The organism is Myxococcales bacterium, assembly GCA_016699535.1.
Classification (GTDB): Bacteria; Myxococcota_A; Polyangia; order Polyangiales.
This window is the reverse complement of record CP064980.1, coordinates 2,793,781-2,809,375: the sequence shown is the minus strand read 5'-3', so window position 1 is coordinate 2,809,375 and position 15,595 is coordinate 2,793,781. Positions and strand designations below refer to the sequence as shown.

14 protein-coding genes and 2 pseudogenes are annotated in these 15,595 nt (G+C 51.4%); 10 read left to right on the top strand and 6 right to left on the bottom strand.

Annotated elements, in window-relative coordinates; all coding sequences use genetic code 11:
* Window positions 1–2: 2 nt before the first annotated feature.
* Both xerD and IPJ88_13295 read left to right on the top strand, forming a co-directional pair.
* A pseudogene (gene xerD, locus IPJ88_13300) lies at window positions 3–913 on the top strand (site-specific tyrosine recombinase XerD).
* A gap of 74 nt (window positions 914–987) precedes the next feature.
* Window positions 988–1,649: pseudogene (locus IPJ88_13295) on the top strand (SDR family oxidoreductase).
* 9 nt (window positions 1,650–1,658) lie between these two features.
* Here IPJ88_13295 and IPJ88_13290 read toward each other — a convergent pair.
* The 5 genes from IPJ88_13290 to IPJ88_13270 form a co-directional block, all read right to left on the bottom strand.
* A complete protein-coding gene (locus IPJ88_13290; GenBank protein QQR89178.1) occupies window positions 1,659–3,296 on the bottom strand; it encodes an FG-GAP repeat protein in 1,638 nt (545 codons plus the stop codon).
* Window positions 3,297–3,353: 57 nt separating this feature from the next.
* Window positions 3,354–3,677: a DUF962 domain-containing protein gene (locus IPJ88_13285; GenBank protein ID QQR89177.1), complete on the bottom strand. Its 324-nt coding sequence runs from the start codon at window positions 3,675–3,677 to the stop codon at window positions 3,354–3,356.
* Window positions 3,678–3,723: 46 nt separating this feature from the next.
* Window positions 3,724–4,056 carry a hypothetical protein gene (locus tag IPJ88_13280; protein ID QQR89176.1) on the bottom strand — a complete coding sequence of 111 codons (333 nt, stop codon included), beginning with the start codon at window positions 4,054–4,056 and terminating at the stop codon, window positions 3,724–3,726.
* A 66-nt stretch (window positions 4,057–4,122) separates the two neighbouring features.
* Window positions 4,123–4,884: a hypothetical protein gene (locus IPJ88_13275; GenBank protein QQR89175.1), complete on the bottom strand. Its 762-nt coding sequence runs from the start codon at window positions 4,882–4,884 to the stop codon at window positions 4,123–4,125.
* The gene (locus IPJ88_13270; protein ID QQR89174.1) at window positions 4,881–6,224 is read right to left on the bottom strand and encodes a hypothetical protein; all 1,344 of its coding nucleotides are present in this window, start codon (window positions 6,222–6,224) and stop codon (window positions 4,881–4,883) included. Before IPJ88_13270 ends, IPJ88_13275 begins: the two co-directional genes overlap by 4 nt.
* Window positions 6,225–6,498: 274 nt before the next feature.
* Here IPJ88_13270 and icd point away from each other — a divergent pair, with 274 nt between their 5' ends.
* The 7 genes from icd (at window position 6,499) to IPJ88_13235 (ending at window position 13,902) form a co-directional block, all read left to right on the top strand.
* Window positions 6,499–7,806 carry an NADP-dependent isocitrate dehydrogenase gene (icd, locus tag IPJ88_13265; protein QQR89173.1) on the top strand — a complete coding sequence of 436 codons (1,308 nt, stop codon included), beginning with the start codon at window positions 6,499–6,501 and terminating at the stop codon, window positions 7,804–7,806.
* 3 nt (window positions 7,807–7,809) lie between these two features.
* Window positions 7,810–8,748: a malate dehydrogenase gene (gene mdh, locus IPJ88_13260; GenBank protein QQR89172.1), complete on the top strand. Its 939-nt coding sequence runs from the start codon at window positions 7,810–7,812 to the stop codon at window positions 8,746–8,748.
* Between the two features lie 66 nt (window positions 8,749–8,814).
* Entirely contained in the window at window positions 8,815–9,996 is a 1,182-nt protein-coding gene (gene sucC / locus IPJ88_13255; protein ID QQR89171.1) for an ADP-forming succinate--CoA ligase subunit beta, read from the top strand.
* A gap of 2 nt (window positions 9,997–9,998) precedes the next feature.
* Window positions 9,999–10,874 carry a succinate--CoA ligase subunit alpha gene (gene sucD / locus IPJ88_13250; GenBank protein ID QQR89170.1) on the top strand — a complete coding sequence of 292 codons (876 nt, stop codon included), beginning with the start codon at window positions 9,999–10,001 and terminating at the stop codon, window positions 10,872–10,874.
* A gap of 25 nt (window positions 10,875–10,899) precedes the next feature.
* The gene (ndk, locus tag IPJ88_13245) at window positions 10,900–11,316 is read left to right on the top strand and encodes a nucleoside-diphosphate kinase (GenBank protein ID QQR89169.1); all 417 of its coding nucleotides are present in this window, start codon (window positions 10,900–10,902) and stop codon (window positions 11,314–11,316) included.
* A gap of 78 nt (window positions 11,317–11,394) precedes the next feature.
* On the top strand, window positions 11,395–12,378 hold the full coding sequence (locus IPJ88_13240) for a hypothetical protein (GenBank protein ID QQR89168.1): 984 nt from the start codon (window positions 11,395–11,397) through the stop codon (window positions 12,376–12,378).
* Window positions 12,379–12,492: 114 nt separating this feature from the next.
* Entirely contained in the window at window positions 12,493–13,902 is a 1,410-nt protein-coding gene (locus IPJ88_13235) for a hypothetical protein (protein ID QQR89167.1), read from the top strand.
* 39 nt (window positions 13,903–13,941) lie between these two features.
* Here the strand turns inward: IPJ88_13235 and IPJ88_13230 are convergent, their stop codons facing one another.
* The gene (locus IPJ88_13230) at window positions 13,942–14,706 is read right to left on the bottom strand and encodes a hypothetical protein (GenBank protein QQR89166.1); all 765 of its coding nucleotides are present in this window, start codon (window positions 14,704–14,706) and stop codon (window positions 13,942–13,944) included.
* 136 nt (window positions 14,707–14,842) lie between these two features.
* Between IPJ88_13230 and IPJ88_13225 the strand changes: the two genes are divergently transcribed.
* Window positions 14,843–15,592, top strand: a complete 750-nt coding sequence (locus IPJ88_13225) for a hypothetical protein (protein ID QQR89165.1) — start codon at window positions 14,843–14,845, stop codon at window positions 15,590–15,592.
* Window positions 15,593–15,595 lie beyond the last annotated feature (3 nt).

Here is a 15,595-nt window from a genome sequence, read left to right as displayed (position 1 = left end):
TCATGCCTGCCGATGTCTGGCTTGATGCCTATTTGGACCATTTGAAAGTTGAAAGGGGGCTTTCACGCGCCACTTTGCAGGCTTATGCGAAGGATTTGAATCGTTTTTGCGGTTTTGTCGAGAAAAATCTGGACAAATTGACGCTTTGGGCGTTCAAGACGTGGCGGCGTTTTTGCTCGAGCTTTCTAAACGCAATATCAGCGCACGTTCCCAAGCGCGTTATCTCTCTGCGCTAAAAGGTTGGATGCGGTTTTTGTTGCAAGAGCGCATCATCAAAACCGACCCCACCGATTTAATCGATGGACCTAAACTTGGTCAACGGCTGCCGGTCGTTCTAAGTCAAGACGAGATTGTCCGCTTACTTGATGCGCCGGATTCTGGCACCGACCTTGGTTTGCGTGACCGTGCGATGCTTCACACGATGTATGCCGCAGGCTTGCGAGTCTCTGAGCTTTGCTCGCTGCGGCTAGCGGACATTCAACTGGAATCTGGTTTTCTTAGAGCTACAGGAAAAGGCAGCAAGCAGCGGCTTGTCCCTCTGGGCAAACCGGCAAGAGAGGCCATCGAACGTTATCTCGAAAAGCTGCGCCCGAAATGGGCCAAGCCTCAGTGCAGCGAGTTGTTTGTGAGCGCTCGCGGCAAAGCGCTCAGTCGAGAAGCCTTGTGGTATCGGATTAAGCACTACGCACGCGAAGCTGGTATCTCAAAAAACATCTCGCCACATAAACTGAGGCACTCATTCGCAACGCATATGCTTGAAGGCGGGGCGGATTTACGCGCGCTTCAAACCATGCTTGGTCATGCCGATATTTCAACCACACAGATATACACGCATGTGAGCGGAAAAACCTTGCAAAAAGTGCACGCGCGTTTCCATCCACGCGCAGAGGGGTCCACAAAAAAGGCATCTTGAGCTATACTCCGCCCTTGGCGTTCGGTTTGCTGAACCGTTTATCGAGCGTTTGAGCAACGAAAAAGGGGAGTGCTATGCCAAAGGTTATTGTGACAGGAGCCAATCGCGGTCTTGGCTTGGAGTTTTGTAAGCAGTTCAAATCAGAGGGCTGGGAGGTGCTTGCGTTTTGTCGACATAGCAGCGAGCCACTGGCTGCGCTCGGTGTGCAAATCGAGCAGGGCATGGATTTGAGTACCGACGAGCTCATGCTGGATGTACCGCAACGCTTGGGTGACACGAAACTCGATGCTCTGGTCTTAAACGCGGGTATCTTACAAAGCACAGGTCTTGATCGACTTGATTTTAAAAGCATCCGGGAGCAGTTCGAAGTCAATGCTTTAGGTCCGCTGCGCGTTGTGCGCGCGACGCTCGAGAATCTAAACAAAGGCGCAAAAATCTTGATCGTCACATCTCGTATGGGTTCGATTGCGGACAACACCTCTGGCGGCAGCTACGGCTATCGTATGTCAAAAGCAGCATTAAACATGGCAGGCGTCTCGCTTGCGCATGACCTCAAAGATCGCGGCATCGCCGTGGGAATCGTGCATCCGGGTTATGTACGCACCGACATGACCTCCAACACGGGCCATATCGATCCACCTGAATCGGTCAAAGGCATGATGGCGCGTTTTGAAGAGCTTAACCTAAAAACAGTGGCGGTTTCTGGCATTCCAATGGCGAAGTCTTGCCTTGGTAGCACCCACCCTCAGTACGGATAGAAATAAACGCGTCCGTTTGGATCGAGCATGCTGCTAACCAAGGTCCAGCCGTTTTTGGTAACGATGGGGCTGCCAAAAAAACCACCGAAAAACGCATCTTCGCTTCCATTGATGTTGGCTGCGATTTCGGGGCCTTCGCTCCAGTCGCCGTTTTGATCTTTGCTGAAGGACGCAATACGTCCTGCAAAATTCGAGTAAATATTGTTGCCTTGAGGTGCGCCGACCAACAGTGTCTGTCCTGCGATGCCAACACCTGCGCCGTAGTATTCCCCGACAGTCTGAGAAGCAGACAAAGTCAGCTGAGGGCTTGACCAGCTTCCGTTGACAAGCTCTGAAATGTAAGCGTTTCCATTTGTCGAGTTAGAGCCCGAAGCACCAATGAGCAATTGTGTACCTACTAGGCTTATTGCGTCGCCAAAACTACCGCCGCTCACCGGTGTTTGAGGAACGATGCTTTGTGAAAAAAACCATTCAGAACCTTGCAATGTGAATAGATAAACAGCACCAACATTACTGCCGGCGTTGCTGTCACCTGGTGCGCTAATCGCTAGATAGCTGCCATCCAACTCGACGCCGATGCCAAAGTTTGCATCAGGCGTGGGGCTTGGGTTTTGTATAGGAAAGCCAGCGCCTTGCAGTTCGACGAAGTTGCAACCACTGCTGCGTTCAAAGACATGAACTTGGCCCTGCGCTGATTCGCTGTCTCCATAAAAAGGAGCTGGTACAAAAGCATAGCGTCCATCGTAAACTAGTCCTGACCACCCCATTTTTTCCCATACAACAGGTATGGCTGCTTTGACTTTGGCGCACTCACTCCAGCTGCCATCACTGGCGCGTTCAAGGACGTAAAATGCTCCTGAATCGTTTTCGATCGTGTGATCAAAGTAAACGCCCGCCAAGGCATAGTTTCCATGAATCGCCACCGAAATCCCAAACTCGTAGCCTGCGTTTGGATCCGAAGCTGTAATACGTTCAACAATACTCCAGCTCTGGCCGCTTCGTTCAGCAAGATATACCGCGCCAGCAGCAGAACCTTGCTCGTCATCTTCCGGAGAGCCAATGATGGAATAGTTGCCATCGGTGTCGATGTCCCAGCCAAAGTAGTCACGACTCGACTGAGACCACGTTGGTGTAAGCACCGTGCTGCCACTACAGAAGTCGCAAGCCGAGCCGCCACAATCCACACCGCCTTCATTGCCATTTTGCACACCGTCACTGCAAGATGGAACTTGGCATACCCCCACTGCGCATACCATTGATTCACAATCCGATGTGTTTAGGCAGTTTTGCCCGTCACCGCAGGGTAAACAGTCTGTTCCTCCACAGTCGATATCGCTTTCGTCGTTGTTGAGGACGGCATCCAAGCAATGAGCAACTGCTGCGCATTGGTTGTTGGCACAAACGCCTGAAACGCAATCGCTACCATTGTTGCAAGTCTGATCTTGCGGACATGCAGCGCAAGCGCCACCGCAGTCGATGGCGCTTTCGTTTCCATTTAAAATGCCGTCAGTGCAATTGCCATTGCTGTCAACGGTATCGGCGTTGGTGAGTGAATCAAAACCAATACGCCCGCAGGCCAACCCGAATACAAGAATACAAAGCAAGCTTGTTTGGCGAAAGTTCACAGGCTAATGATACAGTAGCGCAGTGCTATATCAACTTACCTCAAACATGGCCGCTGGCTACGGGCGGTTTTGCTCGCTTGCTTGCATTTTCCGACCTGTGAGTATTAATCGCCACATGCGAAAGTCAGCTCGCAAAGACCACAAAGGGTGGCCAAAGGTCGCGGGTTTGTTCTTCTCAAAAACGACATGGCCTGTCCATGCAAGACCGTAGCCAACTATGGGGGCAACAATTATCCAACGCAGATCGATGAAAACAGATAGCGCGAGACAAAACAGAGCAAGTGTTGTTCCTAAAACATGCAACGTGCGTGAGACCGGATGCCGGTGCTGAGCTAAATAGTAGGGCCAAAACTCTTCGTAGCTTTTGGGTGATGGCTTCACTGGCTAAAGGTAGGGCGAGCGGTGGCTGGATGCAAGCCTCTTTGTTTTAGAGCCGCGCATAACGTTGCTGCCATGCCCAATACAGCGAAAAAAGGCTTGGGCAGGTGTCTCTGCTGCTAAGATTGCGAGTCCAAGCACCCAGATGCTCGAAATGAGCTTGCCAAGTATCTGCTGGCTTTTCAGAAGCACGCTTTTTAAAGAATTCATGTTGAAGGTGTTTCTGATCTTTGAGCTGAGCGGCGGTCTGCTCGTAGCAATTGGCGAGCATCCGTCGATGATAACGTTCATGCTTCCACCACAAGCTTTGATTTGCTTTTTCGGTGGCACGAAAATTAGCACTGTTGAGAAAGCTGCTCTGAAATTCAACCGGCTTAAACAAACTAAGACAAGGCGAGCTTGTTCCTGTTGGAAGCGTTGGCGCATCAAAGAGTGCCTACGTCGCGCACTAGTATGCTGGGTAACGTAAACACATCTGGCAGTCGTCAGTCTGTCCTAATACGCTGCCATCAGCGATGCGCCATTGATTATTTCTGCTCCTGCGGAAAAGATCGTTGTAAGCACTGCATACCAAATTTTGGAAATAACGTCCCTGCAAGTCACAGCTTTGGGACGAATTGGTATCGCACTGGTTAGCGGCTGACCAGTTGTCATCGCAACCATCCACTGGATCTATGTCGTCGAGGACATTGAAACAATGGGTGCCTCCAAGCTCTCCGCAGCTACCGACGGACCTTCCGGGCCGATACGCCATACAAAGTTGGCAGTCGTCAGTGCGCCCGTTGCGGTCGCCAAGGAGTTGCCATTCGATGCTGGGAGAAGTTCGATTGGCAGCACGGTAAGTGCGACATACTTCTGCGCGATCCGAGTCCTGAATTGGCCAGTTATCATCGCAGCCATCTTCATTAGCATCTGTTAAATTATTGTAACAAACCGTCCCGCCGTAGGAGCCACAGTCGCCAATCGAAAATCCCACCTGAAACTGTGCACTTGGTTCCGGTGAACTCAAGTTCCTGATCGAAACACAAAAAGGTTCGATTTGCCCTTCGATTTCGTAGCAATGCTTGAACTCCTCATCCTTAAGGAATGCCCTGCCAAGAGCTAACAGTCCGGTGTCGGTAGTAACATCACCGCGCGTAGGCACCACGCGATGCAGTTGAGGACCTTTGTGGCTGCCATGGCTGCGACCGAGATCGACTTCGGTGATCATGAGGCCGCTCTCCATATGGTAGTTTCCTTTGCTTGCCCATTTTGATTGAGCGTTGCCGTCCTCGGCAAACCAACGGTTCTCAATGCGATAAATCGTTCGGGGTGGTTTGGAAACGGAAGAATGTAGAGATACGCGGAATCTTCGTAAATGCTGCCTGCAGGAATCTCATTGGTTTTAACCGTGAAGGTTTGAGGCTGGTCGTTTGAAAATATCGTTGTGGGCTCGAGCCATTTCGCGAAGAGCCATTTTTCAAGCGCCGCGGGATGGCGTTCTGCGCCAGTGCTACTCATCATCCAGGAGCCAAATTCGTAAGGTTTGTGGTTGTCTTCAAAGTAGCCATAGAAATCTTGATATCCTAGCAATACGTGGCCAAGTTCATGTATCCATGTCGATGTGCTCCCTGCTAGGGAAATCTCATTCGAAGTGTACTCGGCCGTATGAAAACCGTAGGAGATGAGCAAGTCTTCGCTTAGCTCTGGCAACAGATCTCGGAGGTTTTGATAATGAACACGCTCTTCTGCTTTCTCATCGTCGTAGGCATAATCATCCCAGGTTGAAACCATGAATGAATAGGAGCGTGTCCCGCCTGATCCGATTTCGTTGGGAGGAGAGTTGCATACACTCACCGTCCCTTCATTGACCACGGCAAAGCCATCCAGGACGAAGTTTTTGTCAGAATCAAATCGTTGCAAATCAATTCCATGTACTCGCACGGCATCGATGAGCGCATCTTTGACGATGCTACGACTCAGACAGCGATCTTCGTTGCCGTCAGACCGCAACTGGAGGTAACTTTCGCGCGAGCGTAACGCCGAATTTGTGGTGGCGTTGGATTTTATCCAACCAATCACTTCGAACTCGATGTTAAGTTGTTGACCGGACGCTTCTCGATAGTATTCGGAAACGGTGTCGTTTAGGTACGACTCAAAATCTTCAGGGGTGGTTTTTCTATAGTTTGCATTTCGTGTGGTGGGTTCAAAGTCGTCAAAGTCGACAAGGAAAACTGGAAAAAGAAGGGGTTGTGTAGCGGGTGCTGCAACCGGACAGCTCGGATACCGGATGATTCTTCCAGAAGAAGAGTCGACCATATCGTCACCGTAGGTAAATTGAATCGGGGATTCACGCAAACCGAGACCTTCTCTTAGAGACAAAAAATCCCCGTTGGATTTTTGAAACCAGCGCAAATACTGATTGGGATTGCAGCTCTCTTGGTATTGAGCACTGCCGCCAGAACTTAAAGATTCTCCACCATGTGGAGTGCAGCTGAGCAGAACGGTCGGGAGGCTTGCTACACTGATAATACGGATAACGTGGTATTTCCAAAATCGTAGATGTCTCATCGCAAGCTCCCTCTTTCTGTATAAGCAAAAAGGATGCCATAGATTTTCTCTGAAATATCACCGGAATTTGCTACGGTAATATCGGTTAGGAGGGGGTTCGTTGACCTCAGGTAGGGCAAAAAATGCTCACTATCGACTGCAAAGATTCCAGTTGGCGCATCGCCAGCAATCGGATACGACAACGATTAACTCTTTGTAGGTTACCATGCGCACTTTCTGCCCCAAAGCAGCTTAATTGTGGTATCAAAGCGCCGCCCTATTATGGAGGTGTGCGATGGCAGAACAGAGCTTTGCGCCGCCAGCGAGCGGAAAACCCATTACTTTAGCGAAGGTTGGTGAGCTCCATGTGCCAGACAACCCCATTGTGCCCTTTATTGAGGGAGATGGGACCGGGCCTGATATTTGGCGGGCTTCAAAACGCGTGCTCGATGCGGCGGTCGAAAAAGCCTATCGAGGCAAGAAGAAAATCGCCTGGTGGGAAGTTTATGCCGGCGAAAAAGCCTTTAAGCTCTTCAATAACTGGCTTCCCGATCAAACGGTTGCAGGTTTTCGCGAGTATCTTGTTGGGATCAAAGGGCCTTTGACCACACCGATTGGCGGTGGGTTTAGCTCGCTGAACGTGGCGCTTCGGCAATTGTTGGACTTGTATACCTGTTTGCGGCCGGTGCGCTGGTATGAAGGTGCTCCTTCGCCCGTCAAGCAGCCTGGTCTTGTCGATATGGTGATATTTCGGGAGAATACCGAGGATATCTACGCTGGAATCGAGTTTGAAGCGGGTAGTGCCGATGTGCAAAAGGTGCTGGCTTTTATCAAAGAAAGCTTCCCTGCGCGTTATGGTAAGATTCGTTTCCCGCAAAGCTCTGGCATCGGTATCAAACCGGTCTCGAAAGAGGGCACGGAGCGTTTAGTCCGAGCGGCGATTAACTATGCCATTGAGAACAAACGTACGAGTGTGGCCTTAGTGCACAAAGGCAACATCATGAAGTACACCGAGGGAGCTTTCCGTAAATGGGGTTATGAGCTTGCTGAAAGTGAGTTCAAAGATCAGTGCTACACCTGGACGGAGTGGGAACGTACCAAAGCTGAGCAAGGCGAAGAGGCCGCAAATAAAGAGCAAGCGGCTGCACAAAAGGCCGGAAAGATTATTGTCAAAGATGCGATAGCCGATATTGCGCTTCAACAAGTGCTTACCCGGCCGGGCGAGTTTGAGGTGATTGCAACCTTGAATCTCAACGGCGATTATTTGAGTGATGCTTTGGCTGCGCAAGTGGGCGGCATCGGCATTGCGCCGGGCGGCAATATTAACTACGAGAGCGGGCATGCGATTTTTGAAGCCACGCACGGAACGGCTCCGAAATACGCCGATAAAGACGTGGTGAATCCAGGTTCGGTGATTCTAAGCGGCGAGATGATGCTTAGGCATCTAGGCTGGAAGGAAGCTGCCGAGCTTGTGGTTAAAGGCATGAACGGTGCGATTGGCGCCAAGACGGTAACTTACGATTTTGCGCGGCTCATGGATGGAGCCACAAAAATAAAATGCTCAGAATTTGGCGATGCAGTGATTCGCCATATGGGAGATTGAACCATGACTGGACGAAAAAAGATTGCGCTGATTGGCGCGGGTAATATTGGTGGGGAACTTGCAGCGCTGGCAGCGCGGCGCGAGCTTGGCGATGTCGTGTTAGTCGACATTCCGGACAAAGAGGGTGTGGCCAAAGGCAAAGCGCTTGATCTGATGCAGGCCGGTGCACTTGATGGCTTCGATGCAAATATCATCGGCACGTCAAACTATGCCGATATAGCGGGTGCGGATGTGGTGATAGTCACCGCGGGTGTGCCTCGCAAACCTGGCATGAGCCGTGATGATTTGCTCTCGATTAACCTGAAGATCATTCGCGCCGTAGCCGAAGGCATCAAGAAGAACGCTCCGAAGGCTTTTGTGATCGTGATCTCAAATCCACTTGATGCGATGGTTAACGAGATGAAGAATGTCACCGGCTTTGATGCCAAGCGCGTGGTGGGTATGGCCGGCGCACTTGATGGCGCACGCTTTCAATGCTTTTTGGCTGAGGCGGCTGGTGTGAGCGTCAAGGAAGTTAAGACGATGGTGCTCGGCGGTCATGGCGATACCATGGTGCCTTGTCTGAGTTATTGCACGATCAACGGTGTGCCAGCTCGACAGCTCATTAAAGAAGACGTCATTAACGCCATCGTTGAGCGTACACGCTTTGGTGGCGGCGAAATCGTGAAGCTCATGGGCACAAGTGCTTATTTTGCACCGGCTGCGGGCGCGATCGCGATGGCCGAAAGCTATCTGAAGGATCAAAAGCGTATGCTGCCGTGTGCAGCCTATTTGAGCGGTGAATACGGTCTAAAAGACCTGTATTTGGGCGTTCCAGTGGTCATTGGCGCTGGCGGTATCGAGAAAATCGTTGAAGTCGAGCTCAGTGCCGATGAAAAAGGCATGCTAAAAAAGAGCGCGGAAGCGGTTACAGAGTTGCTAGACGCGGCAAAAAAGCTATAAAGCGCCACGCTCTTAGTTTTAGTCGAGCGCACGCTGGCGCGGCGCGAGCATGACACGGATGGATGGATGAACTTACACGAGTACCAAGGTAAAGAACTCTTCAGGCAATACGGCATTGCAGTGCCCAAAGGCATGGCAGCGTTTGACGCGAAGGAAGCCGAAGCGCACGCCAAGACTTTGATCCAGCAAACCGGTAACGAGACGGTGGTCATCAAAGCTCAAATCCATGCTGGCGGGCGCGGCAAAGCCGGTGGAGTCAAAGTAGTAAAAGGGGCAGCTGCAGCATGCGCTGCTGCCTCCGAGCTACTTGGTAAAGTACTTGTCACTCATCAGACCGGCCCGGAGGGCAAGAAGGTAGGCCGTCTTTTGGTTGAGCAAGGGCTAGCTGTTGCACGTGAGCTCTATCTTGCTTTGGTACTTGATCGCGAAACACAACGTGTTGCGATCATGGTATCAACTGAAGGCGGCATGGACATCGAAGAGGTGGCCGAGAAGACGCCGGAGAAAATTATCAAAGTCTTTGTGGATCCTGCCGTGGGTCTGATGCCTTATCAAATGCGTCAGCTTGCCTATGCCCTGTGCTTCGACAATTCGGCCATGAAGCAGTTTTCAAAGATCCTTTCGGGTTTGAGCGAACTGTTTGTTAAAGAGGACTGCTCGCTTGCCGAAATCAATCCTTTGGTCGTAACCAATGATGGCGATGTTTTGGCACTCGATGCCAAGCTCAATCTTGATGACAGCGCTGCCTTTCGGCACAAACAGTGGGATGAGCTACGTGATTTGACCGAAGAGAATCCAGTTGAACTCGAAGCTAAAGCGGCTGGCCTGAGCTATGTGCAGCTTAGTGGTAACATTGGTTGCTTGGTTAATGGTGCAGGTCTCGCGATGGCTACCATGGATATTATCAAGAACTTTGGCGGTGAGCCTGCAAACTTCTTGGACGTGGGCGGTGGCGCAACGCAAGAAGCTGTTACAAAAGCGTTTAAGATGATTTTGAGTTCGGAAGATGTCAAAGGTATTTTCGTCAACATCTTTGGCGGCATCATGAAGTGCGACATTATTGCCGAAGGCGTGATTGCCGCAAGCAAAGAGATTGGCCTTAGCGTTCCTCTCGTGGTTCGTCTCGAAGGCACCAACGTTGAAAAAGGACGCGAGCTGCTTGAGCATTCCGGTTTGGCGATTACGCCAGCCACAACCATGGCCGATGGCGCTGAGAAAATCGTCAAACTAGTGAACGAGAGCAAATAACGATGGCTATATTTGTAAACAAAGAAACCCGTCTCTTGGTTCAGGGGATTACTGGTAGCGCTGGCGCCTTTCATTCGCAACAGATGCTTGAGTACGGCACGCAGCTTGTCGCAGGCGTAACGCCAGGCAAAGAAGGCGAGACTTTTGAAGGAAAAGTGCCGGTGTACAACACCGTGGCAAAGGCAGTTGAGCAAAGCGGCGCAAATGCTGCGTGCATTTTTGTGCCACCACCATTTGCTGCCGATGCGATTTTAGAGGCAATCGATGCGGGCATCGAACTTGTTGTGGCGATCACCGAGGGCATTCCAGCGATGGACATGCTCAAGGTTCGTCGTGTGCTCGATGGCCAAAGCAAGACTCGCTTGATCGGTCCGAACTGCCCGGGAGTTATCACTCCAGGTGCATGCAAAATCGGCATCATGCCAGGACACATTCACCAAGAAGGTCGGGTTGGTGTGGTTTCGCGCAGCGGGACCCTGACCTACGAGGCGGTTGGCCAGCTTAGTGCATTGGGTATTGGTCAAAGCAGTTGTGTCGGCATCGGTGGAGATCCCATCAATGGTACCGACTTTGTTGATGTGCTTAGCGCGTTTCAGGCGGATCCGGATACCGATGCGGTGATCATGATTGGCGAGATTGGCGGTAGCGCCGAGGAAAAAGCCGCCGAGTACATCAAAGCGAATTTCAAAAAGCCTGTTGTGGGCTTTATAGCAGGCACCACAGCGCCTCCTGGAAAACGCATGGGACATGCTGGCGCCATCATTTCGGGCGGCAAAGGTACTGCAAAAGACAAGATTAACGCTCTGCAAGCGGCAGGCGTCAAAATGGCAGCAACGCCATCAGATATGGGTTCCACACTAAAGACGCTTTTGAACTAGCGTGCTTACTTAGACGGAGAAAACAATGGCAGTAGAAAAAACCTTAAGCATCATTAAACCGGATGCAGTTGAAAAACAGAACATCGGCAACATCTTAGCGATGATTGAAAAAGCGGGCCTAAACATCAAGGGCTTGCGCATGATTCATCTTAGTCGACCTCAAGCCGAGGAGTTTTACGCGGTTCACAAGGAGCGCCCTTTTTATGGCGAGCTTGTCGAGTTCATGACTCGCGGTCCAGTGGTGGTTAGTGCGCTTGAGGCGGACAATGCTATTGCGCGCTACCGCGACCTGATGGGTGCAACTGATCCTGCCAAGGCAGATACAGGCACCATTCGTAAAGCTTACGGTACCGATGTGGGGGAAAATGCCTGTCATGGCTCCGATAGTCCGGAGACAGCCAAAGCCGAAGTTAACTTTTTCTTCCCGGGTTTGGGTAGCTGAGGACGCTTCTCGATTTGCTCATTGATGGGGAAGGGAAGCCTTCCCCATTGCGCTTAATCTCGTTAGCATGCTCATTGCATGAAGCCGGTAGTTGTCCTAACGAATCCAAAGAGCCGTAAGAATCGCAATCGTCCCAATCGCGTGCGACAGTTGCAGGCTGTGGCCGGCGATTTGGCTGAGGTGCATGCACCACAGAGCATGGAGCAGTTGCGTGCTTTGCTTGCAAGTTGGGCATCGGCGATGCCGCGGTACGTGGTGATTGATGGCGGGGATGGCACCTTGCATTGTTATCTGCGGGAGTTTGTGAATACCTTTCCGAGGGTGTGGGAATCGCATGCGATGCCGGCCGTGCTGATTACGCCTTCTGGCACGATTAACTTTGTAGCAAGCCATCTTGGGCATCGTGTCGATTGCGTCGAACTTTTGCGCCAACTCAATGGACGATTGGTTTCAGGCTTCGAGCTTCCCATCGAAATGGTACCGAGTCTGGATATCACTGTTCGCGATCAAGACGGCGACGAAAGACGGTTGCTTGCCTTTGCATGTTCACCGGCGGGTGTAGGGCCGCGGTTTTTTAAACACTATTATGCCTCGTCCAGGCCCGGTGTGAGTACGGCGTGTTTGTTAATTGCGCGTTTGTTGGTGACGATGCCTTTTTCAGGCAGCGCAGGAAAAAGCGTTATCGAACCTTTGTCGTTGACCGTGAGCGTCGATGGCCGAACCTTGCCGCAAAGCTCGTTTAACCTGATTGGCGTGGCGTCTATTCCCATCAACCTCAAGCTTTTTCGTTTGTTCTTTTATCCGGATTCGCCGCAAAAACTTTCGATAATTGTCGGCTCACCATCGTTGTTCGGAATACTGAAGAACATTCCAAGAATGATAATAGGCTCTAAACTGAGGGATGGTCAGTTTGGCGAGTCTTCAGGAGCTGAAATGCTGGTCGAAGGCTTGGACACCGTCTCCTGGTCCGCTGTAATCGAAGGGGATGTTTACAATCACCTAAGCTTCTTTGGTGTCGCCCAGGGTCCCCCCATTCCCTTTGTGCGGCTGGGGACAAAATAATCCCTAACTGGGCACAACGGTCCATACCTAGAAGGCTTGGACTTTCACTCCTGAAAAATACTGATGTTTTTTTGGCTTTTGTCTGGCCTGACATTTGCATGGCTATAGCGTGCTATGAGTAAAACGACTTATCGCACCATGAAGGTACCTTTGCTATACCGTGGTTTGCTATTAGTGGGCGTGACGACTGTAATAAGTGGATGCAGTGCTGCGCCTGCTGTTGAAGGTTCGTCTGGTAGTCAGCAGCGTGGCGGCATTGAAGTTGATTTCTTAACTTTCAATGTGTTTTTGCGTACGCCAGAGCTTGGACTTGGACCGCTTCCTCGAAGCAATCCTAGCTGCAGAGCAGAGAAAATCGGAGACTGGCTGCGAGCTCCGGAAGGACAAGACAGCGACTTTCATTTTGACGTTGTTGCCCTACAAGAGAGCTTTCGTGTAGGCGACACACACAACCTGGTCCAACAAAGCAATTTCGCCATGGATGGCTCCAGTCAAGATGTGCAACTGTACAGCACTGAGCTCACTTCGCTTCCTGCGGGGACTCAACTAGATTGGAACCCCTTTGAACAGCCGTCATGGTTAGAGCGCTTGTGTTTCAATATCCACGGGCAGAACGGCTACATCGATGATGGCGTCGAGTTTTCTGGCAAGTTGGGTTCCTATCCGCGTTCAGTCACGAACGGTGGTCTTAGTTTGCTAAGCGAGCACGGATTTGTCGGCAAGGCCGTGGATAAAGACTACGATGGCCTCTTTGATTCGAGTGATGCACGGAGCCTTGAGCTAGGTAGCACCGCCTGGGCCTATTGCGACTGCGCAGGCGAGGATTGTCTATCCGACAAGGGTTTGGTGTATGCGCCCATTCATGTCCCCGCTTCACAAAACAGTGCATTGGACGATGGGATTGATCTTAACGTGTTAACCACGCATCTGCAGGCCAGCGGATCGGATAAAGTACAGGTGCGAGAGCGCCAACTGCAAACCATGGTCTCCTTCATCGAAAAACGAATATGTCAGCATCCAGAACGGAAAAACTGGCCCACGGTGTTGCTTGGCGACCTCAACGTGGTCTACCAAGGGACACAGTGCGCTGAAGAAGACAGCGAATGCCAAAACGCAATCGAAGCGGAAGATTTTAACCAGGAATATTGGAGCACTCGAGCGTTGTTCGCGCAAGTAAGCTGTGTTGACAGTGTCATCGACGTGTACAACGAAGTGCACGGCGACTGGCAGAAAAACGATCCTGAACACGGAAGCTCAGCTTGTCATGACAGTACGCTTACAGAGTGCAAAGCTCCGCCGGAACCCGGACGCCGCATCGATCATGTTTGGGTCATGCTTCCTGCCGCGGAATCAGGAACAGGTGCCTGGAAGGCGACGCCACTAAGCGCCCAAACCGCTGTCCTCAAAGACAGTGCTTGCGCATTTGAGTCGCTGGTTCCGTTTGACAGCACGGTGTTGAACCCGGATGGCTATCTTTCGGATTATAAATACTTGCACGCTAAAGTGCATTTTACAAAAAAGTAGAGAAACCATCTGCAGTTTCATTCAAAGCTCCGAACAAACTTAGAGTTCGCGGCTGAACGTGCCTGTGATTTCGTTTTTAGCTTCGGCGGTAGAGTCGGGCTCGGCGGGATCCCCGTTGATTTTCTCGCCCTGCCAACCGAGTTGTCCGCCAAGGGCGTTGGGTTCTGGTGGCATCGTTTCCGATGGTGTGCTGTACACGGAAAGATGCATGTTAATGTTTTGATAGGCCTCAGCGACCAAGCTTGGTTTATAGGAGCCCGTCACCTGCTCGATGGGGCTTTGGATAAAGGCGTTTAGCTTCCGAGCGCTACTCCATTGAAAATTATATGTTCCGGCAATTTGCACAAGGGGCGCATCTTCCGGGCCGACTCGGAAGAGATAATCGAGCTTGGCCTCATAAAAGGCATCACAGCTGTCGCCCGCATTGACGGGAAAAATCGCTGGCTCTATCGAACCATATTCCGAATTAACTTCTTGTCTTACGACTTCGAGCTTCGTGTTTTCGGCTTCAGTAAGTTGTAAGAAGAAGGGGCCGACGAGCTCATCGTTGTCATCTAGAAGTTCGCCAGAAAACTCCTGTGTATACAAAGCAAGTTCGTCGGCAAGTGAGACGCTAAATCCTTCAGCGATGGTATCGCGCTCGATGCTTTGTCGTGAAAGTTCGGTGCATAGGGGATTTTCAGTGTTGGTGCCTCCTCCGGATTGGCCCCCCTCGGAGTTTGCGCAGGCCGCTAGCCCAAGGCAAAGCGCCAGGCATGCGATGGCTAGGGCGGCCCTAGCCTGAAGTAAGTGATAAATCGCCATAAGTTCTCTCGTCCCTTTGAATGATGCGTGGTCCATCATTCTAATATGATTGCGAGCACAGCCAAAACAAGGAAACGTTCGCATTTCTGCACTTTGTTGGCTCCGCATACGCTACGCAATGTGCTTTTCTGGGGTAGTGAAACTAGCAGCACGAGAGCTTATGCGAACCATTCGCGGCAATCGCTCACAGATGGCCTTTTCGCGCCGTCTTGATTATCGCAGCAACACCGCGGCCGATTGGGAGGCGGGGCGACGGTTTCCAACCGGATTGCTCATGCTTAAGGCCTGCCTTCGGATGGGCTTGGATGTGCCTCTTGCGATGAATCGGTTTATGTCGAGCGCGGATGCGGTGGCGCTTTGTGCTTCATTGGACAAGTTCGGTCTTGCGTTATGGCTCTCGGCGCTTAAAGGCAAGCAAAGCGTGGTCTCGGTTGCACAGGCCATGGGTCATTCGCGCTACTCGGTGGGTCGTTGGTTCTCAGCGAAAAGCGAGCCAAGGCTGCCGGAGTTTTTGGCTTTGATCCAAGCATGCACGCATCGTGTCGGTGACTTTCTGGATGAACTTGTGGGTATTGAGCAGATTCCCTCATTGCGTGAGGAGCAACGTGCGCGCCGCATTTTGCAAGAACTTGCCTGGACGGTGCCTTGGGCTGAAGCCATCGCACGCGTACTGGAGACGCAAGCCTATCAAAAGCGCTCAGAGCCTTCCGATGTCTTCATTGCAAACTATCTCGGTCTCGAGTTGCAAGTAGTGGCAGAAACGCTCAAGTTGCTCGAGCAAGCGCAGGTCATCGCATGGGATGGTCGCCATCATGTGCTTAGTCAGGCGTTAGCGGTCGATACGCATCACAACTCGGCCGTGTTTTGGACGTTGCTAGCGCATTAGCAG

Bases quoted from the DNA above. Each gene is read 5' to 3' on its own strand.
- IPJ88_13275 (QQR89175.1), bottom strand. From the start codon at position 4,884: ATGATCACCGAAGTCGATCTCGGTCGCAGCCATGGCAGCCACAAAGGT.
- IPJ88_13240 (QQR89168.1), top strand. From the start codon at position 11,395: ATGAAGCCGGTAGTTGTCCTAACGAATCCAAAGAGCCGTAAGAATCGC.
- IPJ88_13235 (QQR89167.1), top strand. From the start codon at position 12,493: ATGAGTAAAACGACTTATCGCACCATGAAGGTACCTTTGCTATACCGT.
- mdh (QQR89172.1), top strand. From the start codon at position 7,810: ATGACTGGACGAAAAAAGATTGCGCTGATTGGCGCGGGTAATATTGGT.
- icd (QQR89173.1), top strand. From the start codon at position 6,499: ATGGCAGAACAGAGCTTTGCGCCGCCAGCGAGCGGAAAACCCATTACT.
- sucD (QQR89170.1), top strand. From the start codon at position 9,999: ATGGCTATATTTGTAAACAAAGAAACCCGTCTCTTGGTTCAGGGGATT.
- ndk (QQR89169.1), top strand. From the start codon at position 10,900: ATGGCAGTAGAAAAAACCTTAAGCATCATTAAACCGGATGCAGTTGAA.
- IPJ88_13270 (QQR89174.1), bottom strand. From the start codon at position 6,224: ATGAGACATCTACGATTTTGGAAATACCACGTTATCCGTATTATCAGT.
- sucC (QQR89171.1), top strand. From the start codon at position 8,815: ATGAACTTACACGAGTACCAAGGTAAAGAACTCTTCAGGCAATACGGC.
- IPJ88_13230 (QQR89166.1), bottom strand. From the start codon at position 14,706: ATGGCGATTTATCACTTACTTCAGGCTAGGGCCGCCCTAGCCATCGCA.